This window comes from Parapedobacter sp. GCM10030251 (genome assembly GCF_042666505.1).
GTDB lineage: Bacteria > Bacteroidota > Bacteroidia > Sphingobacteriales > Sphingobacteriaceae > Parapedobacter.
In genome coordinates, this window is sequence record NZ_JBHTDN010000001.1 from 389,941 (window position 1) to 412,396 (window position 22,456).

Here is a 22,456-nt window from a genome sequence, read left to right on the forward strand (position 1 = left end):
ATTATTCTGTTACCAGGAATTTGTACGTTCCTGAACCAATGGAAATGGCTTGCCTTCCGTGCCCGTCGGTTGTTACCCGGTGCGGGTCGACACGTTTGCCGTTTTGTAGAATTTTTGCTCCAGCACCAGCCGGTATATACACCACGGCGTCTGTATTTGGCGGAATTGTCACGTCGAGTTCAAACGTATCGCCATTTCTGTTCCAGACGCTACGGATCAAGCCATACGGTGAATGGTAACTAGCAGTTGTCGATGAGACATCGCCCACCGGCTCCGGGCAGATCACGATGTGATCAAAAGCCACGGAATTTTCGGCGGGGCGGATTCCGGCAAGTCCGCTGTAAAACCATTTCATCAGGTGCCCCAGCATGCAATGGTTGTTGCCGAGCGTTTTAATCGCGGTCCAATCTTCCATCAAGGTGGTAGCACCGTGGGCGATCTGATATCCGTAACCCGGCACGTCGGATCGGTTATTCATATCGAATAATACATCGGATCTATTTTCAGCTTCCAGCACATCCACCAGGTGGCGGAATCCCACTTCGCCGGAAGTGAGTTTGTTGTTTCGGTTGCGGATGTCCTTGACGATGTTTTCGACCACGGTGGCCTTATGCTGCGGGTCGACCAGCTCCATGTACACCGCCATGGCATTGGCTGCTTGGCTTCCCGTGCCATATTGCTTCGTTTCTTCATTGAAAAAGACCTTGTTGAAAGCAGTTTTTACCCGCTCACGAAGCTGTCCGTACCGAGCCGAATCGCCAGTGTATCCCAGCAAAGCTGCCACACGTTGCATGACGGTCAGGTCATGGTAATAGATGGCTGTGCCGGTTATTCCTTGTGGCGTATTTAGCGAATAACCCGATCCGGAACCGTTTTCGCCGATGTCAAACCAATCGCCCAACCCGTGTGATACCACGTGATTTTCGGCTTTTGAACCCAAGTAATCGACATATCGCTTCATCATGGGGTAGCTTTCTCGGACGATTTCTTTGTCGCCGTACCATTGATAAAGGTACCAGGGCAGGAGCACGCTGCTGCTTCCCCATTCGGGCGAGTCCCGGAAATCCGGATCAAATTGGACCCATTCCGGGGCGATGTTGGGTACCAAGCCCGCATCGGTCTGCGACCGCTGCATATCCCGGACGATCTTCCGGTAAAACGTGGCGATATCATAATTGTAGCGGATGGAACCACCGAGGAGGTGCGCTACTTCCAGCCACCCGAGCTTTTCCCTGTGGGGACAATCCGTCAACACGCTAGCCATATTGCTTTTGATCGACCAATCGATCAGTTGGAATATGTCGTTGAAAAGCGCATTGGAACAATGGAATTCCCCCACCGTTTGTGCCGCATTGCGCGTATGCAACCCATTTACCCGTGTAAGCACAGGCAGGCCTTCGGGGTTTGGTTCACCTTCAGGAACGGCTCCCTCGATTTGTAGGTACCTGAATCCATAGTAGGTGAACTGGGGTTGCCAGTTTTCTGTGCCCTCACCATCCAGAATGTACGTGAAGTAGGAGGGACCGCCCGATGGCCGTTGGCTGACAGCTGCGGTGGAATCGAGGATTTCACCCGGTATGATCCGTACCATGTCTCCTCTTTTTCCGCTAACCGATATAGCCGGTATGCCGGAGAAATTCTGTCCGAGGTCGTACACCCACTTGGCCGGACCCAATCGGTTTATCCGTGTAGGGGTAAAGGTATCCATCACTTTCAGCGGTTCAGCCGACTGGCAGATCAGCTTTAGCGGGCCATCCACTCGTATGGCCTCTTTCCACGCCCCATCGTCAAACGAGGGTGTATCCCATCCCGGCTGTTCAAGCCGCGCATCGTAATCTTCGCCACCGAAAATGCTCGAAAACAGGATAGGGCCGGGGGCGGCTTTCCACGAACCGTCACTGATGACGTTGGCCACCGTTCCGTCCGCATATTCAAGCAATAATCTACAGATCATTTTCGGATGGCCAAATGTACCTGTCAGCTTGCGGTACCGCTCAGCAGGAACATGATAGAAGCCATTTCCAAGCATTACGCCCAGCGCATTGGCACCCCCATTTAGCTGCTCGGTGACATCGAATGTGACGTATTGTGCCGCCTTATCATAGTTTGTCCAGCCCGGATCCAGGAAATGGTCGCCGACTTTCTTTCCATTCACATGCAGGTCGAAATGCCCTAATCCGGAGATGTAGATGGTTGCCTGTTTTAAAGGCTTTTCCACGGTAAATCTGCGCCTCAGGATGGGCAGGGTATCCCGGAGTGTGCCCCATTCGGGTTTTCCACCGCCATGCGCAGCAGGAACGATCCGGTCGGATTCGGGCAACTCGTCGTAGCCGATCCACTGGGCACCCATCCAACCGGACGTTGCAAGCAGTCCCATTTGCCAGCTTGCCGGCTCGCTCCAGTCGGAAACTTGTCCATGGTTGTCCCAGATTTTTACCTGCCAGTAGTATTTTTTTGCCGGTGCAAGCTTGCTGCCGGCATAGGGTACCTGGATAGATGTACTGGCGTTTATTTTTCCGGTATCCCAGATGTTTCCTTTTCCTTTGCTCAGCATCTCGGGATCGTCTGAGACGAGGATCCGATAAGCCGTCTGTTTGACATCGCTATACGCTGCTTGAATGATCCAGCTCAGCCTTGGATGTTCGGATTCGACGCCCAAGGGGTTCATCCTGTCATCGCACCTGAGATTGGTGAGCGTCAGCTTTTCGTCGGATGCGTTGCAGATCGGACTGTGAGCCAGTATAAAAATAACCAAAGGAATAAAACCGAATCGCTTTTTAAAATCCATACTTTATTGCTTTCCAATAATTAATCATACCCCGGATTCTGTTCAAGTCCGCCAACCTGTATTTCCCTCCGGGGTATCGGAAAGATTAACCTGGTTGCGGTTACGTTGTAGGCGTTCGGATTTACGCCGCGATCGATCGTTTTGATTTCAGCGCCGTGAGCGGTCATGACATCAATGGCCTGTCCGGTCCGGACCAGGTCGAGCCATCTTTTGTTTTCAAACGCCAGTTCGATTCTGCGTTCGTGTGCAATGATTTCCCGAAGCGCTCCCTGGTCGGTGGTCGCGATCGTCCCTCCGCCATTAAATGCCCGGTGCCGCACCTCGTTTAAGTATGTCAGCGCCTCGGCGGATTTTGCACCCCCTTGTTCGTTCAATGCTTCGGCAAGGAGCAACAATGCATCCGCATACCGATAAATGGGCCAATTGCTGTTCGTTTCCTGCACGATGGCATGGGGCCATGAATATTTGTGAATGAAAGGCTTGCCCCGCTTACCGGCGGGGGCAACATAGTTAACCGGACTTTTGATCGATTCAATAATGAAACTGGATCCCGTTTCGCCTGTCCCTTCCGCAATGGCTACGGATGCCTCCAGTCTCGTATCGCCTTCCTCGTATTGTTCGAGTAGATCTTGCGTCGGCACGTTCAATCCGCTCGTAATGTTTTTGATCGCAAAGCCTGTCACGATCGATGCGTCGTCCGTCATCGGTAGGAACCGATAGATAAAATCACTGGGTATCCCGTTCGGACCATCTTGATACTGTACTTCAAAGATCAATTCATTGTTGGTCTTATTCTTTGGGTCGAATATGGAACGATAGTCGGCCAACAGGGAATATCCGTAGCCCGTAACTGCTCGGAGAACCTCCTCGGCAGCGGGGTAGTTTTTTTGCGTAAGGTAGACATATCCTAGGAGCATTTGCGCAGCAGCCTGGGATGCCCTGCCCAGCTCCTGTGCTTTGGGCGGCAGGATCGCGGCCGCTTCCGTAGCGTCTGCAATGATTTGGGCATACACTTCTTCCACGGTTGCTCGTTTCAAGGATGCTTCTTCGGCGTTGTTTACCTCATGTATGTACAGGGGTACGCCGCCGTAATAACGCGCAAGCTCAAAATAAAAAAAAGCCCGCAGAAACTTTGCTTCAGCGATAATCTGGTCTTTTCTCCCGGCATCCATTTCTATGTCATTGATCCTGTCTAATATTGTGTTTGCACGCGAGATTCCCACATAAGAACCATCGTATTTCGAATTGGTGACGCCATTGTCATCGTCATCCAGAAAATCCGCAACTGCCAATCTTGCCATCGTGCCGATACTCGCATCCGCGCCGCGATTAATATCGTAATGTGTATTGTCTGAACGCATTTCGCCCATTACCCAAGAGTTCAGATCGCCGGCCGTCCGAACAGCTCCATACGTCGCAATCAGCGCCTGCTGAAAGTCGCTTTCTGTTTTAAAGAAATTGCCGGCGGTCAAAATATCTTCTGGGACATTATCAAGAAAACTTTCTGAGCACGACCCCAGCGAAAAAATGGCAGCGACTAATATAACTAATTTCTTCATCGTTGTGATTGTTTAAAAGTTAACATTTATGCCCAAACTAAATATTCGGGGGATTGGATAGGCTGCGGCGTCCTTACCCTCGCTGAGTCCGTTGAGCCCATTGGCACTCACTTCGGGATTTGCATAGCTGCTGAATACGAACGCTTGCTGAATGCTAAGAAAGGCCCTGATGCTGCCAATGGATTTAAAGGGCTGTGGATAGGTATATCCCAGTGCGATGTTTTTGATCGTCAGATACGTGCCGTCATGAACGTACCGACTGTTGTCTTTGCGGTGTTCACCTGTTGTCGATCCCGGCGAAGTACGTCCGATGATACCCGCTCCCGGATTTTCAGGTGAGCGCCACCGATCTTTTACATAGCTATAGGTGTTGAACAAACCGTCTATCAGTTCTAACCACTCGGCTTTACCGTCAAAGATGTCACCTCCAACCGCACCGGTTGCGACGATATTAAAATCGAAATTCTTATAAGTCAATGTATTGTTGATTCCGAAGACAAACTTAGGATTGGGATTGCCAATGTACGTCCGGTCGTCGGCATTGATGACCCCGTCGCCATTAATGTCTTTGAAGCGTACGGTTCCGACCATGGAATTTATTCCCCTGGGCTGCGATTCGAATTCTTCTTCCGTCATATAGATGCCATCGTAAACATAACCCCAAAATTGCCCCATGGGTCGGCCGATTTCCGTTTTCCAGCTATCTCCGTATTCGTTTATACCGCCAATCGGTGTATTGTTGGCACCCAATTGAATCACCTTCGTGCGGTTGATCGATACGTTGATGTCCGTAGTCCAGTTCAATTTCCCTTGTAGGTTCTGCGTGGTGAGTGCAAATTCGTATCCCCAAAGCTTAAATTTGCCGATGTTTGACATTACACTGCCAAATCCTGAAGAAGCGGGTACTTCGAGGTTGTACAAAAGTCCCTCTGTGACTTTGTCGTAGTAGTCAAAACTGAACGCAATCCGGTCGTTGAAAAATCCAAGGTCAGCGCCAAGATTGCTACCCTTGGTAGTTTCCCATGTGAGCAACGAGTTACCCAGCGCTGCGATGGGTCGGCCGATGGTGATCTGCTGGTTTATTGGATAGTTATCCTGCCCAATGTTAGGATACTGAAGGAAATCGCCGATATTGAAATTACCCGTCACACCGTAACCAGCACGGAGTTTCAAATAATCGAATACCCCCCAGTTTTGTGCAAATTTCTCCTCGGTTACAATCCATCCGAGAGAAAGGGAGGGGAAGCTGCCCCACCGGTCATCGACTCCAAACCGTGATGATCCGTCACGTCGAATCGCGGCGTTAAGCAGATACTTTCCTTGGAAATTGTAATTCAACCGTGCGTATTCTCCCAATAGCGACCATTGTGTCGTGCCGCTGTTTGCCGTACGGAATTCAGGCAGCCCGCCGCTGATCCATGGAATCAGGTCGTCCGAAAAATTCGAACCGCCGGCTTCGTTGTATTCTCTCCTAAACCGTTGAGCCGAATAACCTACCAATACTTCCACCTGATGGTCTTCAGCAAAGGTTTTACTGTACGTAACGTTGTTTTCCCAAACCCACGAAATATCCGAAGTCGTGTTGTAACCCGCTGCACCCGGCGTTGGTGGTGGGGTGAAAACATCGCCTGATGCCGTTGAAGGTCGCCACGATCGATTCCGCCAGTCTTCGAGTTCGACTCCGAAGGTCGACTTAAACCTGAAATCCTTGAGGAAGGTAACCGCTAGATAACTGTTGGTCAGCAACCCATTCGTGTGAGTGCGCTCGATACGTTCTGTCAACGTACGGTACCAGTTGGGCTGCGTAAGTATTCCGGGTGCGGAGAAACTCGTTTTGATGTTGCCAGTTTCATCGGTATCGAAAGGCGAGAAAATAGGAGGTGTCACAAACGCTGAGAAAAGGATTTGGTAACCACCGTCGGTGTTGAAGCTTTGGAAGCTTTGGCGCGTAGCCGAAATGTTGGTGCCGATTTTAATGTGGTCATTTACGTTGTATTCGTTGTTGGACCGTAAGGAAAAGCGCGAGTAGTCGGTGTTCAGCAGGACGCCGTCCTGCTTGAAGTATCCGGCTGTTAATGTAGAACTGAATTTGTCTTTGTTCGTGGCGATGGAAAGGCTATAGTCCGACGACCTGCCTGGCCTGAGCAATGCATCGTACCAGTCGGTGCTTTTGTTTCGATAGGCAGATGGATCTTGGTACATTTCGGGTACGCCGTCTTCATAACCTTCATATCGCGCCTTATCTTCATAGATTTCCTTTTGGAACTGGACCCATTCCTCAGCATTCATCAATTCGGGCCGCCCTTTTTGAGGAACGTTGGTAAGCCCGTACAACGCACTCAACGTAACGTTGGTTTGTCCGGCCTTCGCTTTTTTTGTCGTGATCAAAACTACTCCGTTTGCCGCCCGGGAGCCGTACAGTGAAGCCGCAGAGGCATCTTTCAATACGCTTATGTTTTCGATTTCGTTAGGATTGATGTTGCCGATTCCGAACGCACCGCCGACGATGGGAACCCCATCAATGACATACAGCGGATTATTGCCGGCGCCAATTGAAGCTGCTCCACGTATCTTGATGGACATGCCCTGTCCTGGGGTACCGCTTGTCTGGCTGATCTGGACACCAGCCAACCTACCCTGAAGCTTGTTCAGTAGCTGACCTACCGGTTGATCTTTCAGCTTATCGGCATCGATATCTGAAATGGCCCCTGTTATTTCTCTTTTTTTCTGGGTGCCGTAGCTCACTACCACGACCTCGTCGAGCAGTGCGTCATCCGCGATCAATTGGATGGTTAGGGGAGCTGAGAGGTCTTCTACTTGGACTTCCCGACTTTGATAGCCGATGAACGAGACAACCAGCGTTTGGCCAGAGGATACATCCAGCGAGAAATTCCCATTTTCGTCGGTTTTTGTGGCCGAGGTAGTGCCCTTGATTTCGACGGTAGCGCCGATAAGCGGAAGCCCATCGGTATCTGTAATCCGTCCGCTGATGGGAGGGGCCGCATTTGCGCCCAGCACAAATACGGTTAAAAATATATACACTAATTTCGTCTTCATTGGTTAAATTGATTAGACAGATACAACTTTTTCATAATTCGTTTTTATGGGTGTTGGTTAAATAAAATAAACGGGTTGCAAGGTACATTGGTTGAGCCGAGGATACCATGCGCAAAATGGTACTTCCTTTATCGTTTTTGGAACAGGCAGCACGGTATTGGTAATGTTAGCGTGAAGTTATTTTAAAAATAAAAAACTTTATCCCACCTTTGCCTTGATAATTGGCCGATCCGATGATTCAATTTTTAAAAGACAGTACATTTGCGGTTAATGAAGTGATCAACAGATCGTGGGATCTGCTTAGGCAACATTATTTTTCAATTGCCGGGCTGTGTTTCTTACTATTTCTTACATCCAATACCTCGGGTATCCTGGCCTTTTACTTCAGCGAGGTTAATACTTTTCTAAGCGTGTTCATGGCTTTCCTTTTTGCCATCTTGTATTTCGGCACCCAACTTACGCTGTTCAAGTATATTTTTACGTTAATTGATCACAAGGAAAAAATCCAGTTTACCGAAACCATACCCAGTACCAAAGAACTGCTGTTTTTTTTTACGGGGATGTTCAGCATTGCGCTGCTTGCCCTGGTATTTTATTTGGTGATTTCTGTTTTGGCATTTCCCTTGGTTTATGCCCGGATTGAAGTTTCACTTATGGTTAATATTGCCCGTATTGTTTCCGCGATAGTCATCTTTATTTTTCTGCTTCGCGTTGCGTTTTACCCTTTTTTCATCATCGATCGGCATGCGGAGCCGTTCCGGGCTATCCGGCTCAGTTTCGCGCTTACCAAGGGAAATGTGACCAAACTGTTGCTCATCTTGGCATTTTTTGCCATTTTGCACCTTTTATACTTATATTTCAACTATGCAGGGTATCCAATGGTGTCAACCGTGTTGAGTTTGATCAATTCGTTTTTGGTCGGACCGTTATCCAGTGTGGTAGTCGCGGTAGCTTATCGCAATATGATGGTTGACTACCGGGGCGGGGATGATCCTGAGTTGATGAAGAATATTTTGTGAAGTAGCGCATAAGGAACGGAGCCGGCAGGATGTGATAGTAATATTGTGAAGTTATAGGATTGTTTTGATAAAGAAGCAGATAGCCATATTAGGTTCCACAGGGAGCATAGGCACGCAGGCGTTGGATGTGGCCCGTGCACATCCGGGGAGATTCGATATACAGGTAATCACCGCAGCAACGAATGCCAAATTATTGGTTCAGCAGGCGTTGGAGTTTCATCCGCATACGGTAGTTATTGCCGATGAAGGAAAATATGCCGAGGTAAAAGAGGCGCTTTCAGGTGTCCCGATACGGGTATTGGCAGGCCACGCTGCACTTGAAGAGGCTGCCAGTGATCCCGCGATCGATCTGGTATTAAACGCTTTGGTCGGTTCAGTAGGACTGCGACCTACGGTGGCAGCCATTAACGCAGGCAAGGACGTAGCATTGGCTAATAAGGAAACGCTTGTTGTTGCTGGCGAGCTGGTGATGGATCTCGTACGCAGAAACGGCGTTAAGCTATTACCTGTTGATTCGGAACATTCTGCCATCTTTCAGTGTCTGGCAGGTGAAAGTGAGAATCGTATCGAAAAGATTTACCTTACTGCATCCGGTGGTCCTTTTCGAGGAAGAAGTAAGGAGTATTTAGCCGCGGTAGGGCCCGAACAGGCACTGCGTCATCCCAATTGGGTAATGGGGGCAAAGATCACGGTGGATTCTGCAACGTTGATGAACAAGGGCTTGGAGGTCATCGAGGCAAAATGGCTGTTTGGATTGGAAATGCGTCAAATTGACGTAATTGTTCATCCCCAATCCATCGTGCATTCCCTGGTTCAGTTTGAAGACGGCAGCATCAAAGCGCAACTCGGGCTACCCGACATGAAATTGCCTATTCAGTATGCGCTCACCTATCCTTCGCGGATAAAAAATAGCCTAAAGCGATTCAATTTCATGGATTTTCCCGATTTAACGTTTGAACAAGCCGATCGGGATACCTTCCGTAATTTGGCCCTGGCGTTCGAAGCATTGGAAGCAAAAGGCAACATGCCGTGTATCCTTAATGCTGCCAACGAGGTAGTCGTGGCAGCATTTTTGAAAAGCGAGGTTGGGTTTTTGCAAATGAGTGATATCATTGAAGAGACCATGCAAACGGTAGCGTACCATGCGGCGCCATCATTGGACAGCTATACGGAAACCGATCGGATTAGTCGTGAAGTCGCGAGAGAACTAGTCACAAAAAGCAAAAAAATATATCAAGTAGCAAAATAAATTAAATGGGTGTATTGATAATGATCGGACAAGTGTTATTGGGCTTGTCCATTTTAGTGGTACTGCACGAGTTCGGTCACTTTTTGGCGGCCCGTGCTTTTGGGATTAAGGTTGAAAAATTCTATTTGTTTTTTGATGCTTGGGGAATCAAGCTGTTTAAGTTCAAATATAAAGAATGTGAGTATGGCATCGGTTGGCTTCCGTTGGGTGGGTACGTAAAGATTGCGGGAATGATCGACGAGTCCATGGATACAGAGCAGCTTAAAGGGGAGCCTCAACCGTGGGAATTCCGCTCAAAGCCCGCTTGGCAACGCCTCATCGTAATGATGGGAGGAATCATCGTCAACATTATCCTGGGAATGTTCATCTTTTGGATGCTGACGTATAAATACGGGGAAACTTACGTAGATAATACCCGGTTGGAAAATGGGGTCGCTCCGGGCATTATCGGTCAGAAAATCGGATTACAGGCTGGTGACCGCATCACGGAGATTGATGGAACGCCAGTATTGCGATTTGAAGATCTCCTAAGTTCTAAGGTATTGATGGGCAACACCACCCTTACGGTAGAGCGTGATGGACAGACGCTGTCTATCGAAGTACCCGGAGACATTCTGAACGATGTAGCGGATCACGATCGTAATGAATTTGTTGGACTTCGATCGCGAACGATGGCTGTTGACTCAGTGGTTGCAGGAAGTGCGGCCGAGAAGGCTGGAATGCGCTCGGGTGATAGCATTCTTGCCATCAATCATACCCCCGTTCCTTTTTGGGATCAGGTAAGGGAGCAAATCAGCACCAACACCGGTAATGAGATAACACTGAGTGTATGGCGTGGCGGCGATACCACTACGATATACGCTACTGTTCCCCAAGAAGGGACCTTAGGCTTCAACATCCATCCCGACATGGATTTTCCCTATGTAACTACCCATTATGGGTTGTTTGAATCCCTCCCGATCGGCTCGGCCAAGGCTTGGGGTACACTTATTGACAACGCTAAGGGATTGGGCAAGATCGCGACGGGCGAACTCCGGGCGGATAAGGCAATTTCGGGTCCGGTGCGCATTGCGACTATGTTTGGTTCGGAGGTAAATTGGGTGAAATTCTGGACGCTGGTGGGACTGTTATCGATGGCGTTGGCGTTGATGAATTTCCTGCCGATTCCGGCGCTTGACGGCGGACACGTATTGTTCTTGCTGGTGGAAATGATACAAGGTAAGCCGTTGAGCGACAAATTTTTGGAAAAGGCTCAAATCGCCGGCTTCTTTATTCTACTGGCGTTGATGGTGTTTGTCTTCGGTAATGACATTATGAAAATTGTAAATAAGTAGGCTTTTTGCCAATTTGCCTATTCGCGGATGGCCAAAGTGGTCCGCAGGGAGTGGCAAAATCGCAGATGTTGAATCAATAAAATTAAAATAGTAAATCATCAATTATGGAAAGACGACGATTTATCAAACAGGCCGGCGCAGCCGTTGCTGTGGTGGGCGCCGGAGGCGGTCTGTTGGCTGCATGCGCCTCACCGACCTCTAAACAGGAAAATGATCAAACTACTGAAACTAACGCTGAAAACCAAGAAACCAATACAACGATGGAAAACAAGGAAGTAATCGCACATTATGTACTTTTTTGGCTCAATGATGGGCTATCTGAACAGGAAATCAATGATTTTGCTGGATTCTTTGAAGAATTGAAAGTCATTCCGGGTATTAAATCACTTCACTACGGCCGCGCCGCCGCCACACACGCTCGGGACGTGGTCGACAATAGTTTTACATACAATCTATTGGTGTTTTTTGATGGCATGGACGAAATCAATACCTATGAAACGCATCCGGTTCATTTGGCTGCGATTGACAAATATTCAAAATTCTGGAATAAGGTGGTCGTGCACGATTCCGTGGTGAAGCAAGCGATTGTTTAAGAGTGGACGGACAATACCGCAAGGACATTTATCCGGGGCTTGAGGTAGCTATTATCCTCAAAAAGGACCAGCGTACCGGTAAACTCACAGAGGGTGTCGTAAAAGACATCCTCACTTCCGCACCCTTTCATTCCAGGGGAATCAAGGTACGCCTGGAGGATGGACAGATCGGTCGTGTGGCGGAGATTTTACGTTAGCTTTGGGCGCTCTTAGGCCGGCATAGGCGCCTCCTCCTTGCGTTCGCCAATCTGTTGCCGCCACATCGCATAGTAAAGCCCTTTCATGTCGAGTAGTGCCCCGTGGCTCCCTGTTTCGGCAATTTTCCCCTTTTCCAATACGAAAATCCGGTCGGCATGCATGATCGTCGACAGGCGATGGGCAATCATGATGGTAATGTGCTGACGTTCTGCCGTGATCTGACGGATGGTAGTGGAAATCTCTTCCTCGGTAATCGAATCCAACGCAGAAGTAGCTTCATCGAAAATCATCAAGTGCGGTCGCCTTAATAACGCCCTTGCAATTGAAAGCCGTTGTCTTTCACCTCCTGATAACTTCAATCCGCCTTCGCCAATTACCGTGTCCAGCCCTTTATCTGCACGGGCCAGGATGTTTTGACCCGCCGCTTTGCGCAACACGTCCATGATCTGCTCATCGGTTGCTTCGGGATTTACGAAGAGTAGGTTCTCCCGTATGGTGCCCGAAAACAGCTGGGTATCCTGTGTGACAAAGCCGATCTGGTGGCGGAATTCGTCGAAGTCTATGCGATCGCCGCGGAAATCATTGTAGAAAATGAGCCCTTCACTGGGATGGTAAAGGCCTACCAATAGTTTTACAAGTGTGGTTTTACCCGCACCGGAGGGACCGACAAAGGCAATGGTTTCACCCCTTTTCACCTCGAACGAAATCCCCTCCAGCGCCGGTCGCACGGCCGACTGGTGTTTGAAGTGTACGTTGTCGAACCGTAAGCTGGTGATGGCATTAATTTTTTCGGGGTTGGCGGGCTGATACTCCGGCTTCCTGCTGAACAGATCCTGCAGGTTGTTCAATGACGCCTCTGCCTCGCGGTAGGATAGGATGATGTTACCCAGTTCCTGCAACGGGCCGAAGATGAAAAACGAATAAAATTGCATCATCATCATTTGCCCTACCGTAATCTGATCCCGGAAGACGAAAAATAACAAAGCGAACATAATACATTGTTGCAGGAAGTTGACGAACGTGCCCTGCACAAAGCTTACCGCACGGATACTTTTCACTTTGCGGAGTTCCAGCTTCAGGATTTTCAGGGTGGTGCTGTTCAGACGCCCGATTTCCTGTTGGGTCAGCCCAAGGCTCTTGACGAGCTCAATATTGCGCAGTGATTCGGTAGTAGATCCAGATAAGGCATTGGTTTCGCGCAGAATATTTTTCTGGATGAACTTGATTTTTTTGCTTAGGTAGCTTGTCAGAAAAGCCAATATGAATGCACCGACCAGATAGATTACCGGCAGTGATGGACTAAGCCGGAATGATACGATAACGACGAAAACAATGCCTACCAATGTCGCAAACAATACGTTGACGAAATTGGTGATGAACTTCTCACAATCTGCCCGCGCCTTTACCAGCACCGATAGCGTCTCACCGCTCCGTTGGTCTTCAAAATCTTGGTAAGGCAACTGCAATGCATGCCGCAGGCCGTCGGTATAAAGCCGGGCACCGAATTTCTGAATGATCACATTGACCACGTAATCCTGAAATGCCTTGGCAATCCGGGAAACCATGGCCACGCCGATAATCAGCAGGAGACCGATGGTTATTCCGCGGAAGAAGGCCGTATCGGCATTCTGGGTGCGAAATTCCGCCGCTTTGTTGGCATAAGGGTCGATAATCAGATTACCCAGGATGTAGGGGTTTAACAAGGAGAAGACCTGATTGATCGCGGCGAGCAACAGCGCCAAAAGGATCAATCCCTTGTATCTGCTGAGATAAGATAATAATAGCTTCATTAAAATTGTCTGTTCTTAATAGTCTGATGGAACCTTCATGTCCATCCCGATTTTTTTGTATCCGGCGCGTACGAAAAGTGACCGGCTTGGAGGGCCGACAATTATAGAACCAATTTTTCTGATGTCAGTACCTAACTGCCAACCTGTACCTCTTTTCGTTTAATTTTTACGGCAAGCAGACAATAAGCCGTGCCAAAAAACATCCCGCTAGGGGCTATCGTAACCGTGGTATAGATACAAGGCTCCATACGTCCAGTTCGGCCCGGTCGATCCGGGATAATTAAATCGATCCATCATCAGCGCTATGTAGCGGAATGGATAACCTTCGGGTAGCTCTATCACATTGGGCCAGACCCGGGTGCCAGATTTTTCATCCCAGGGAGGCAAGTCCATGTTGAGCGTGCCGGCTTCGTGGAGATCGGGATATGAATAGATAAAGATCTTTCGTTTTTGGCTTCCGGAAAAGCAATAAAGTTTTCCGCCTATACGCTGAATAGATGTTCCCGTGGAATTATGGGCCACTGGGCCGGCAATGCGGCGGTAATCTTTGTTCCACGAGTCTGATTCCAATAGAATGGCCTTATAGCCATCGTTGTTTTCGCAGGTTAGTATCCGCCATTTTTGGGCTGTTTCATCGAATAAAATGTGTGGGTCTTCGATATCACCCACCACGCCAAAAGGCGTAGCCTGCATGACAGAAAAGCCGAATCGAGGATCTTTTGCGCTTTCTACAGCTAACAGTTGTTTTTGCTCATCCGGATGGGCATATGCACTGAATCCGGTGGTAATGCCTCGCCAGACTTTGTCGTTTCTGTCGTAAAAGATATGAGAGGCAACTTCATTCCGAAGTATGCCGTCTTGCCGATCAAACAAAATCACCCCCTCAAACCGAAGGTCAAATACGGAGGGATTCATGCTGAAAACACCCTGCACATGATGAGGCAATGCCCGTCCCCGGATGGTCATCGTATACCAAATCCGGCCTTGATCCAACAACGGCGTCCCATCCTCGTAGGTGATCGCACGGATATCTGCCAAGCCCATGCCACTGCCAAGTACGGACGTCACCTTATTCAGGTGGACGGCTCCGGATTCAATCTGCACGAACAAGTTTGATTGGAAACTATGTACGTAGTCTTTTTTCCGCAGATCGATGTGCTGGCTGAAGTCAGACTGGGCTATTGGCAGGGGGAGTCCGTCGTTTTGGCTATATAATGTCAACCCGCTTCCCAGCATTTGGAGTATGAATTTACCCCGGGAAGTTAATGTGGGAGGAATGGCAGTGGCAATGGATTCGCTCACCACGATCTTATCGTTCCTTATCAACAGTTGTTGTACATCGGTAATCCAATTATCCTGATAATTTACCGTAATTAAAAAACGTTCTTTCTTTGTCGCACCTGAAAACTCAAAGCCGAACGCGCCTTCTCCCTCACAGGATGCCAAATCAAGCGTATAGGTAGCAAACGGGTTGAACCCACCGAACCAAACGGAGGTCTGGGTTTCGGCTTCTGCCGTGATCCGAAGCTGCCCATCGAGCACATTCAACTCCGCATGGGCTTCCATGTGGTGGATAACCGGGTACATGGCTTGCATTCCGATAATTTCATTGGGGTGGAGGGCAGCCAGCGGAATAGTTTGTGTATCATCAAAAATGAATCGCCGTACCCCTTGCCGTACAAAATGGATTTCATCCGGAGCAGGTTGGCTTTTAACAGAAAATGACGCCAACAACAGCGCTATCTTAAAGAGAAAAAAAGTTAATCTATTCATATCGATGACGACAATTGGTCGGTCAAAGATAGGGTTTATATGGTATCCTTCGGTTTCGGCCGTTAGATTCAGGTTTCTTTTTGCGTCAAACCAAACTTTTGCCTAAATTGCCGGTTCCAAAATGTCTGACATGACGAATAAGTGGATGATAGCTTTGTTGATACTGGTTTCATGCAGTGGGGCGGCGGAGCGCTCGGACAATGGCAATAAGGCCGTCGGCAAGCCGGACGCTGTCAATAAAACCATCAGCGAGCCGTCCGGCATTGTCACAGGGGCCGATCAGGTGGAAAGCTACGTGCCTTACCTAACCGGCAAACGTGTTGGAATGGTGATCAATCAAACTTCCATTATTGGCAATCAGTTAAGTGTGGACAGCTTATTCGGCCTGGGGGTTGATATTAAGATGATTTTCGGACCTGAACACGGGTTTCGCCAGAATGCAAGCAACGGCGCAGCGGTTACGGATGAAATTGACTCCCAGACCAGTATACCGATTGTTTCATTATATGGTAAGAACCGGAAGCCATCCAAGGCACAGATGGAGGCGTTGGATATTCTTGTTTTTGACATTCAGGATGTCGGTTGCCGGTTTTACACCTACATCAATACCCTGGCGGACATCATGGAAGCCTGTGCGGAACATGGCAAGCAACTGATTATCTTAGACCGTCCCAATCCCAATGGTTTTGTAGATGGACCGGTGTTGGATATGCGGTTTAAGTCGGGTATTGGGAAGTTCCCGATACCGATCACCCACGGGATGACCATGGGGGAGTTCGCCCGCATGTTGAATGGAGAGGGATGGCTCGCCAACGGTGTCCAATGTGACATCAAGGTTATTCCCTTGAAGCATTATACCCACGACCTGTACTACGAATTGCCGGTAAGTCCCTCACCCAATCTTAATACCCAAGCATCTATTATCCTTTATCCGTCTTTATGTTTGTTTGAAGGCACGATTATCAGCCAGGGGAGAGGTACCTATATGCCATTTGCGGTATTGGGAGCACCGGAGTTGAAGGATCAATATGAATTTTCTTTTAAGCCGGTAAGTATACCGGGCATGTCGGAAGCGCCGCTGCATAAGGATAAAATATGCTATGGTATAGACCTGAGAAACTACGATATTAAGGGCCTGCATGCCACGGGAAGAATTAATCTGCAATGGATGTTTGAGTTCTATAAAGCTTTCCCCGAGAAAGAGCGCTTTTTTGACTCCTCGCAAAGCGCCGCCATGGGCCGGATTGAAGCGCTGATCGGCAACGACGAATTTAAAACGCAGGTGATGGCTGGCATGAGTGAGGAAGAAATCCGGAAATCGTGGGAACCGGGATTGAGTGACTACAAAAAAATGCGCCAATCATATCTGTTATATCCGTGATCCTATGAAAAAATCATTCATCGTATGCGCGCTATTGGGACTGTGCCTTTTCGGAAGTTCAATAAGCGGTTATTCACAAACCAATAAGGGAAGTTTCAACCACATTGCGTTGTCTGTGTTGAATCTTAAAGAGAGTGCTTCGTTTTACCGGGAAGTATTGCAATTGGACACCCTTCCCGAACCTTTCAAAATAGGAAAACACGTGTGGCTGGAGATTGCTCCCGGGTTTTCCCTCCACCTGGTTGCGGATGCAACCGAGCGAAAGCAGCATAGCCGCAATACCCATATCTGCTTCAGCGTAGCGTCTATAGACGAGTTTGTGGATCGGCTCGGCAAGTTCGGTATTACGTATTACGACGTGAAGAATGAGCCGGGTAAAGTAGGGACGCGTGTGGATGGTGTCAAGCAACTCTATATCCAGGATCCTGATGGCTATTGGATAGAGGTTAACGACGAAAAGCGTTGACGGTTACTCCGTCCGATTCCAGTAAATATTCAGGTTACGGGTTACGCCCCCATAAGCGACGATGTCGGGCTTTCCATCGTTATCCATATCAGCAATCGCCAGGCCCTCACAGTCGATCCCCCCGCGATCTACCCAATACACATCCATAGCCTCCCAATACTTATTGAATGGCACATACAATTTAATGCCGAAAAAACCATCGTCATTGGGCCTTTTCCATCCGGCTATCACCTGATCCCGTCCAATGTTTAATAAGTCCGCTATTTCCAGTCCCGTGCCTCCGTGGATCTTCCGCTCAAGTACAATCCGCTTGATCTTGTCGTACGCCAAGAGGCTATCGGTGAGTCCAGGTGTATAAATCGTTACCATGTTGCCGTGGAGCGGTTCGAACGCCGTAAAGACATGCGCATTCCGGCTGGCCACGGCGCCAAAGCGAACCTTGCCAAGTTGCCGTCCCCGAGCCAGCCAGTCGGCAGTATTGCGCTTCCAACGGCCATCTTTAAAGAAAAAACCCATAACACCGCCGTCTCCACTGACGTAAAAAACCTCCCGATCGCCATAATCGTACACTTCCAAATCGTAGGCAAGAGGCATGGGTAGCATGATTAACCGTTGTTTCCATGGTAAGGTCGGGTCTGTTGGTTTTTCGTAAGCCCATATTGTTGGTGTCTGAGTCGGACCGTTCCCGTTTTGCTCAGGAAGTCTCGGTAGTATTACCAATTGGTGTCTGCCTTCACTTACTTTCACCCATTGCAGCTGATGGGCGGGAGGGGATGGGTGGATCCGTACCGGTGTCCATCGATGAGTTGGGTCTTCAGGACGTGCCAAGTAATGCACCGAACCCGATGCTACGGCAATCTCGGCTTTTCCATCCAGGTCGCGGATGGCAATACAGGTGCCTTCAGGATTAGTCAGGTTATCTGCCATGACGAATCGTTTCCAGTCGCCATTGCGATACCAGACAAGCTGATTTGACTCCGCAAGTAAAATGTCCAACTTGCCGTCGCCATCTACGTCGCCAATAGCCAAGTTCTGTCCCCCTGTTACTTGATTGTCAATAGTTTCGGTAGAGAACCGCGGAGGCCCCCCTCCCGTGAGAGTTGTCAGGCCTAAAAAAGCGGCTAAAGACAAGCAAAGCATGAGCAGTTATCCATGGGCTTTTATCCAATTCAGCACGCTATTCAACGCCTGTACCGCTGCAGTCGGATCCCCAAGAAAGTCGTGTCCCGCTCCCGTAAGCGTGATTAATTGTACGGTTTTTCCGCGGTTTTGCAACACGGATGCAAGGGAGGTGGATAGTGCATATGGCACGGTGGTATCTGCCGTGCCGTGGATCAATAAGGTGGGAATGGCATCATCTGCGTAGGTAAGGGGACTGGCAGCGGCAAACCGTGGGGAATAGGGGATTTCCAGGGATGCGCCTACCATTGCTTCGATGGGGGCTCTCAAGGGGCTGGCGGCTGCAGCATCCAGAAATTCGTCGGGAAATGCGGTAGGGCCTGCCGCGGAAATAACCGAATTAATTCCGGTATTCTGCCCAAAGTGATAGGCATAAAGCAACGCCATGTGGGCACCTGCGCTAACACCCAGCAGTTGATAGCCGTCTGTCCGGATACCCCAATCCCGCGCATGCGCATTAACGGATGCTAACGCCAATCCGACGTCTTCCATCAAACCTTCAAAATGGTGATTGTCAGACGCGAATCGATAATTTATGCTGACCGAGCCAATTTGGTTTTCCAATAGAAATTGTTGCAAGCCACTTAAGTCTTCCTTATCTCCACTTATCCACGCCCCACCGTGGATCAAGATGACAATGGGGGTTTCCGTATCGCGTCCTTCGGGCAAAGTCACCGCCATGCGCTGCCTGTCATCCGGTCCATAGGCGACACTCGTTTCGACGAGCTGTTCCAGGGCAGGCGGTGCTTCCACAGAATCTTTGACACAGGATGTGCTTAGGACCGTCATAAGAACGAAAGGCAGCAATAGAAAGATGCGGTTTGTTTTCATGTCACGAATTTAGTAAAATTGTGGAGGTAATCACCATGAAACAAAGTGCCGGCATTCTGTTGTTCCGCCGAAAAAGTCCGGATCCCCAATTTTTCCTCGTGCATCCGGGAGGCCCTTTTTTTGCTAAGAAGGACAACGGCGCATGGACCATTCCCAAAGGTGAGATCGTTCCCGCTGAGAACCCGTTGGATACGGCTATCCGAGAATTCGAAGAGGAGACGGGGCTGCGTCTCTCCGGTCCCTTCATTCCGTTGGACGCGATCGTTCAAAAGGGGGGCAAGCACGTGTTTTGCTGGGCAGTGGAAGGGGACCTGGATCCCAAGAAGGTGGTAAGCAACACCTTCGAGTTAGAGTGGCCCCCACGTTCCGGTAAGCGGCTTTCATTCCCCGAGATCGACAAATCGGGATGGTTTACTCTCGCAGAAGCTAAGCAGTTAATCAATGAACGGCAAATCCCGCTGCTTGAGCGACTCATGGAATTGCTGGATGGGCAAGGTGTCTCCCAAAAGCGCCGTCAGTAGATGCGGGATATTTAAAAAAAAGAGTAATTTAGCCCGTAAGAAAGATAAAGTTAAGTTCGGTAACTAACGTTTAAGATATGCGGAGAGGTTTGTTGACTTTGGTATATACAAGTTTGATGGTTTTAAGTGCCTTCGCGCAGGGTCAGACAGATCGGGCTAAATATGAGCTCATCAGGGAAACCATAAATTTTTTAGCAACGGATAAAGCCGTTTCACCGGATACCAGTTTCAGGATATCCTGCGAAACGTTGGACTACGATTGCTTCAGCCAACAGTTATCCAGCAACCCCGTCAACGGCATTGAGCGGTGGTATAACGCTTGGCGGTCCATGAAAGCAACCGATGAGGCAGGGTTGGTTACATTACGTAACCAAATATTTGCCGATATATTCGAGCGGCCGGGAAAGGGCTATCGAAAACAGCTTTCGGGTTATGGCACCTACGTCGCGCGTACCGAAAGCTTGGTACATCCATCTGCGGAAGAAACCCCTATGGAACAAATCGTTGCCGACACCACCCCGGAATCCGGTGATACTTCGGAAGGATCACAAGTGATTTACCCTGAGCAGCTCACTAATCAAAATGATAACCCAGAAAAAGAAGACCCCATGATTGCTTACCTCGCCCTCACCATTGGCATCATCGCATTAATCGCTGCTGCCTTGCCCTTGTTTAAGAAAAAGGAACCGCAGATACCGGTAGATTTTCAAGCCGTTCAGGAGCGCTTGGATGAATTAGTGGTGCGGATGAGGCGCCTTGAGCAGAAAATAGGTGACAGCCAAATTAAAGACGAGGCGATCACCAGTCTAACCGAAATCATGGAATCCGTGGAGAAGCGGGTGGTGGAATTGGAAGGTCGTAGCTAACTTCGCCGAACGACGACGGAATATGGAAGTCGGGATCTGCGACATCCGGATCCACCCAGGTAATCCACTGTATGGTTGTATCCCCTTGATTTTTGGTGCTGTATTCTCCGCGATAGGCGCCCATAAAGAAAAATGAGCGGGTACCGCGCTGCTTCACGATACCCAATTCATTTAATTTGGAAAAAGGAATTTTGCCTTCCACGACATACCCGCGGTCATTTCTGACGCCGATCACGTCCAGATCCGGAAAGTCCCACGCGTTGTCGAACTGGCGGTAAAAGGACGCGCGATAGTCCAATACACGACCGTCTGGCCCCATTTCGAAACAATAGTAATCAGCTAGGCCCTTATCTCCGGCAAAAAATAATTCCACCCGATCACCGCTTGCAACGGCCTGTTCGCTTTCGACGGGAACAACCACAATTTGTTTATCGGCCACGTCAAAAGCAAAATAGAAATAACTGCTATCAGATTGAACCCAAAGAGTCGTTTCGTTATCCGGTCCTTCATCCCAGGGTTTGACAAATCCCCGCACGACGTTTGCGTTCTCCCACTCACCGTCCGTCAGCTTGCCGTCAATCGTTACCGCGACCGGGTTGGCCTTCAGCGCGAGGTGGCTCCCTTGAGGGGCGTCCATACACCCCTTGAAAAGCAGTTCCAGAATCAGCACACTCGCGATGACAACAACCATTCGGTTCATTCTGTTAGGTTCCATAATTCCTTAAATTTTATCCTTGATAGTTCAATAGTCCATTGCCATATTCTTTGATAAACGACAAATCTTTATGCGCTTTTTCATACGCGCCGTCGATATACACCGCAAAGGTAGTAATATGACGGATTCCCATCTTGGCATAAGTATCGATATCCGATAAAAACACATCCCTATTCCAGGGCAGTTTTACCGCTGGTTTTTTCCAATCGCTGAATAAGGACACATCTAGCCAGTATTCCAATACCTGCGCCGTATCTTTTGGGAATACAGAAAGATTGGCCGCCAGATGGTCGATATATTCCCCGTGTGTGATGGTCATTCCTTCCCGTTTCGCATTCCGATCCGCCAACGGCCGGCTCCAACTCCGGAAAAAGGGTGCGTATTCCAGGAAAATACCCGGTTCGGGCTTGATAGCTTTCGGCGCTTTCATGGTGCTTTGGTAGGCAAGGTGTGCCAGTGAATTGCGCGGGTCAAGTTCTTTCAATTCGCGTACGATCCGATTTTCGATGACCAGTGCCTGATCGCTATCTTCCCATTCTTTGCAGTCCGGGCAATGGCATTTTTTTCCGCCATCATCCAGCCAGAAGTAGTAACGGCCTGTCGTTGGCTGTTGTTTCAGCGCTCGTTCACGCGCATTTCTGGCGATGATTTCAAGCGCTTCGGTCGAAGAAGGGCAGCAGTTAAAATCATCTGTTCGATTGCCTTTTTCATCCATACGGAATAACTCAGGTTGTCGGGCGAATAGCGACCGGGGCAACAGTTCCGCCATGGCATGCTGTTCGTATTCCACGGCGATGTTAAAGCCTTGGCAATCCAGCAGAAATTTTTTGAAAGCTGCCGACTGCATGTTGGTGTCGGAGGTATGCACGCTCAGGGTGGTCAGACCTGCTTGACTGGCCAGCATCGGCCAGTCAAGCGACGTGATGTCTTCCCAAGCTAAAATGGCACCCCGCGTCTGAAAAAAATGTTCGTTTCCGGTAGGAGCGGGAGGGATGCTATCGTGGTCACCGGACGACGAACCATTCACACGTTTTCCACAGGACACTAAAGGAGCTACTACTAACGCCGTAGAGAATAAACCTACGTTCTTTATAAAATTTCTTCTTGAATCAACTTTCATCTTATTATGTGCTTATT

General features: G+C 49.1%; 18 protein-coding genes. 9 read left to right on the top strand and 9 right to left on the bottom strand.

Annotated features, from left to right (window positions below; all coding sequences use genetic code 11):
• Window position 1 precedes the first annotated feature (1 nt).
• From ACFQRK_RS01770 to ACFQRK_RS01780, 3 genes are read right to left on the bottom strand one after another with little or no spacing between them, the layout of a single operon-like run.
• On the bottom strand, window positions 2-2,788 hold the full coding sequence (locus ACFQRK_RS01770) for a family 78 glycoside hydrolase catalytic domain (RefSeq protein WP_379003011.1): 2,787 nt from the start codon (window positions 2,786-2,788) through the stop codon (window positions 2-4).
• Between the two features lie 20 nt (window positions 2,789-2,808).
• Window positions 2,809-4,347 (bottom strand): RagB/SusD family nutrient uptake outer membrane protein, encoded by a 1,539-nt coding sequence (locus tag ACFQRK_RS01775; protein WP_379003012.1) that lies wholly within the window; start codon window positions 4,345-4,347, stop codon window positions 2,809-2,811.
• 12 nt (window positions 4,348-4,359) lie between these two features.
• Window positions 4,360-7,404, bottom strand: a complete 3,045-nt coding sequence (locus tag ACFQRK_RS01780; protein ID WP_379003014.1) for a SusC/RagA family TonB-linked outer membrane protein — start codon at window positions 7,402-7,404, stop codon at window positions 4,360-4,362.
• Between the two features lie 233 nt (window positions 7,405-7,637).
• Between ACFQRK_RS01780 and ACFQRK_RS01785 the strand changes: the two genes are divergently transcribed.
• The 5 genes from ACFQRK_RS01785 (at window position 7,638) to ACFQRK_RS01805 (ending at window position 11,796) form a co-directional block, all read left to right on the top strand.
• The gene (locus ACFQRK_RS01785; RefSeq protein ID WP_379003016.1) at window positions 7,638-8,423 is read left to right on the top strand and encodes a beta-carotene 15,15'-monooxygenase; all 786 of its coding nucleotides are present in this window, start codon (window positions 7,638-7,640) and stop codon (window positions 8,421-8,423) included.
• A 67-nt stretch (window positions 8,424-8,490) separates the two neighbouring features.
• Window positions 8,491-9,672 (top strand): 1-deoxy-D-xylulose-5-phosphate reductoisomerase, encoded by a 1,182-nt coding sequence (locus ACFQRK_RS01790; RefSeq protein WP_379004640.1) that lies wholly within the window; start codon window positions 8,491-8,493, stop codon window positions 9,670-9,672.
• 5 nt (window positions 9,673-9,677) lie between these two features.
• Window positions 9,678-11,006 carry an RIP metalloprotease RseP gene (gene rseP / locus ACFQRK_RS01795; protein ID WP_379003018.1) on the top strand — a complete coding sequence of 443 codons (1,329 nt, stop codon included), beginning with the start codon at window positions 9,678-9,680 and terminating at the stop codon, window positions 11,004-11,006.
• A gap of 104 nt (window positions 11,007-11,110) precedes the next feature.
• Window positions 11,111-11,599 (top strand): Dabb family protein, encoded by a 489-nt coding sequence (locus ACFQRK_RS01800; protein WP_379003020.1) that lies wholly within the window; start codon window positions 11,111-11,113, stop codon window positions 11,597-11,599.
• Window positions 11,600-11,601: 2 nt separating this feature from the next.
• Window positions 11,602-11,796, top strand: coding sequence for a YwbE family protein (locus ACFQRK_RS01805; RefSeq protein WP_379003021.1), 195 nt, complete (start codon window positions 11,602-11,604; stop codon window positions 11,794-11,796).
• 12 nt (window positions 11,797-11,808) lie between these two features.
• Here the strand turns inward: ACFQRK_RS01805 and ACFQRK_RS01810 are convergent, their stop codons facing one another.
• Together ACFQRK_RS01810 and ACFQRK_RS01815 are read right to left on the bottom strand one after the other, a co-directional pair.
• Window positions 11,809-13,587: an ABC transporter ATP-binding protein gene (locus tag ACFQRK_RS01810; RefSeq protein WP_379003024.1), complete on the bottom strand. Its 1,779-nt coding sequence runs from the start codon at window positions 13,585-13,587 to the stop codon at window positions 11,809-11,811.
• A 207-nt stretch (window positions 13,588-13,794) separates the two neighbouring features.
• A complete protein-coding gene (locus tag ACFQRK_RS01815) occupies window positions 13,795-15,360 on the bottom strand; it encodes a hypothetical protein (RefSeq protein ID WP_379003026.1) in 1,566 nt (521 codons plus the stop codon).
• A 130-nt stretch (window positions 15,361-15,490) separates the two neighbouring features.
• Between ACFQRK_RS01815 and ACFQRK_RS01820 the strand changes: the two genes are divergently transcribed.
• Together ACFQRK_RS01820 and ACFQRK_RS01825 are read left to right on the top strand one after the other, a co-directional pair.
• Entirely contained in the window at window positions 15,491-16,741 is a 1,251-nt protein-coding gene (locus tag ACFQRK_RS01820) for an exo-beta-N-acetylmuramidase NamZ domain-containing protein (RefSeq protein WP_379003028.1), read from the top strand.
• A 4-nt stretch (window positions 16,742-16,745) separates the two neighbouring features.
• Entirely contained in the window at window positions 16,746-17,207 is a 462-nt protein-coding gene (locus ACFQRK_RS01825) for a VOC family protein (RefSeq protein WP_379003031.1), read from the top strand.
• Window positions 17,208-17,210: 3 nt separating this feature from the next.
• Here ACFQRK_RS01825 and ACFQRK_RS01830 read toward each other — a convergent pair whose 3' ends face one another.
• Both ACFQRK_RS01830 and ACFQRK_RS01835 read right to left on the bottom strand, forming a co-directional pair.
• Entirely contained in the window at window positions 17,211-18,347 is a 1,137-nt protein-coding gene (locus ACFQRK_RS01830; RefSeq protein ID WP_379003033.1) for an FG-GAP repeat domain-containing protein, read from the bottom strand.
• 6 nt (window positions 18,348-18,353) lie between these two features.
• Entirely contained in the window at window positions 18,354-19,217 is an 864-nt protein-coding gene (locus ACFQRK_RS01835) for an alpha/beta hydrolase fold domain-containing protein (RefSeq protein WP_379003035.1), read from the bottom strand.
• 35 nt (window positions 19,218-19,252) lie between these two features.
• On the opposite strand from ACFQRK_RS01835, the gene ACFQRK_RS01840 reads away from it, so the two are divergent.
• Both ACFQRK_RS01840 and ACFQRK_RS01845 read left to right on the top strand, forming a co-directional pair.
• Window positions 19,253-19,738, top strand: coding sequence for an NUDIX domain-containing protein (locus ACFQRK_RS01840; RefSeq protein ID WP_379003037.1), 486 nt, complete (start codon window positions 19,253-19,255; stop codon window positions 19,736-19,738).
• A 116-nt stretch (window positions 19,739-19,854) separates the two neighbouring features.
• Window positions 19,855-20,604 (top strand): hypothetical protein, encoded by a 750-nt coding sequence (locus tag ACFQRK_RS01845; RefSeq protein ID WP_379003039.1) that lies wholly within the window; start codon window positions 19,855-19,857, stop codon window positions 20,602-20,604.
• Here ACFQRK_RS01845 and ACFQRK_RS01850 read toward each other — a convergent pair.
• Both ACFQRK_RS01850 and ACFQRK_RS01855 read right to left on the bottom strand, forming a co-directional pair.
• Window positions 20,555-21,319 carry a carbohydrate-binding family 9-like protein gene (locus ACFQRK_RS01850; protein ID WP_379003041.1) on the bottom strand — a complete coding sequence of 255 codons (765 nt, stop codon included), beginning with the start codon at window positions 21,317-21,319 and terminating at the stop codon, window positions 20,555-20,557. The two genes, ACFQRK_RS01845 and ACFQRK_RS01850, sit on opposite strands and share 50 nt — an antisense overlap.
• A 13-nt stretch (window positions 21,320-21,332) precedes the next feature.
• On the bottom strand, window positions 21,333-22,439 hold the full coding sequence (locus ACFQRK_RS01855) for a DUF4838 domain-containing protein (RefSeq protein WP_379003043.1): 1,107 nt from the start codon (window positions 22,437-22,439) through the stop codon (window positions 21,333-21,335).
• Window positions 22,440-22,456 lie beyond the last annotated feature (17 nt).

Excerpts from the sequence above, each read along its gene's own strand:
- rseP (WP_379003018.1), top strand. The coding sequence starts at position 9,678 with ATGGGTGTATTGATAATGATCGGACAAGTGTTATTGGGCTTGTCCATT.
- ACFQRK_RS01840 (WP_379003037.1), top strand. The coding sequence starts at position 19,253 with ATGAAACAAAGTGCCGGCATTCTGTTGTTCCGCCGAAAAAGTCCGGAT.
- ACFQRK_RS01835 (WP_379003035.1), bottom strand. The coding sequence starts at position 19,217 with ATGAAAACAAACCGCATCTTTCTATTGCTGCCTTTCGTTCTTATGACG.
- ACFQRK_RS01830 (WP_379003033.1), bottom strand. The coding sequence starts at position 18,347 with ATGCTTTGCTTGTCTTTAGCCGCTTTTTTAGGCCTGACAACTCTCACG.
- ACFQRK_RS01850 (WP_379003041.1), bottom strand. The coding sequence starts at position 21,319 with ATGGAACCTAACAGAATGAACCGAATGGTTGTTGTCATCGCGAGTGTG.
- ACFQRK_RS01780 (WP_379003014.1), bottom strand. The coding sequence starts at position 7,404 with ATGAAGACGAAATTAGTGTATATATTTTTAACCGTATTTGTGCTGGGC.
- ACFQRK_RS01825 (WP_379003031.1), top strand. The coding sequence starts at position 16,746 with ATGAAAAAATCATTCATCGTATGCGCGCTATTGGGACTGTGCCTTTTC.
- ACFQRK_RS01810 (WP_379003024.1), bottom strand. The coding sequence starts at position 13,587 with ATGAAGCTATTATTATCTTATCTCAGCAGATACAAGGGATTGATCCTT.
- ACFQRK_RS01815 (WP_379003026.1), bottom strand. The coding sequence starts at position 15,360 with ATGAATAGATTAACTTTTTTTCTCTTTAAGATAGCGCTGTTGTTGGCG.
- ACFQRK_RS01845 (WP_379003039.1), top strand. The coding sequence starts at position 19,855 with ATGGTTTTAAGTGCCTTCGCGCAGGGTCAGACAGATCGGGCTAAATAT.
- ACFQRK_RS01800 (WP_379003020.1), top strand. The coding sequence starts at position 11,111 with ATGGAAAGACGACGATTTATCAAACAGGCCGGCGCAGCCGTTGCTGTG.
- ACFQRK_RS01855 (WP_379003043.1), bottom strand. The coding sequence starts at position 22,439 with ATGAAAGTTGATTCAAGAAGAAATTTTATAAAGAACGTAGGTTTATTC.
- ACFQRK_RS01775 (WP_379003012.1), bottom strand. The coding sequence starts at position 4,347 with ATGAAGAAATTAGTTATATTAGTCGCTGCCATTTTTTCGCTGGGGTCG.
- ACFQRK_RS01785 (WP_379003016.1), top strand. The coding sequence starts at position 7,638 with ATGATTCAATTTTTAAAAGACAGTACATTTGCGGTTAATGAAGTGATC.
- ACFQRK_RS01770 (WP_379003011.1), bottom strand. The coding sequence starts at position 2,788 with ATGGATTTTAAAAAGCGATTCGGTTTTATTCCTTTGGTTATTTTTATA.
- ACFQRK_RS01820 (WP_379003028.1), top strand. The coding sequence starts at position 15,491 with ATGACGAATAAGTGGATGATAGCTTTGTTGATACTGGTTTCATGCAGT.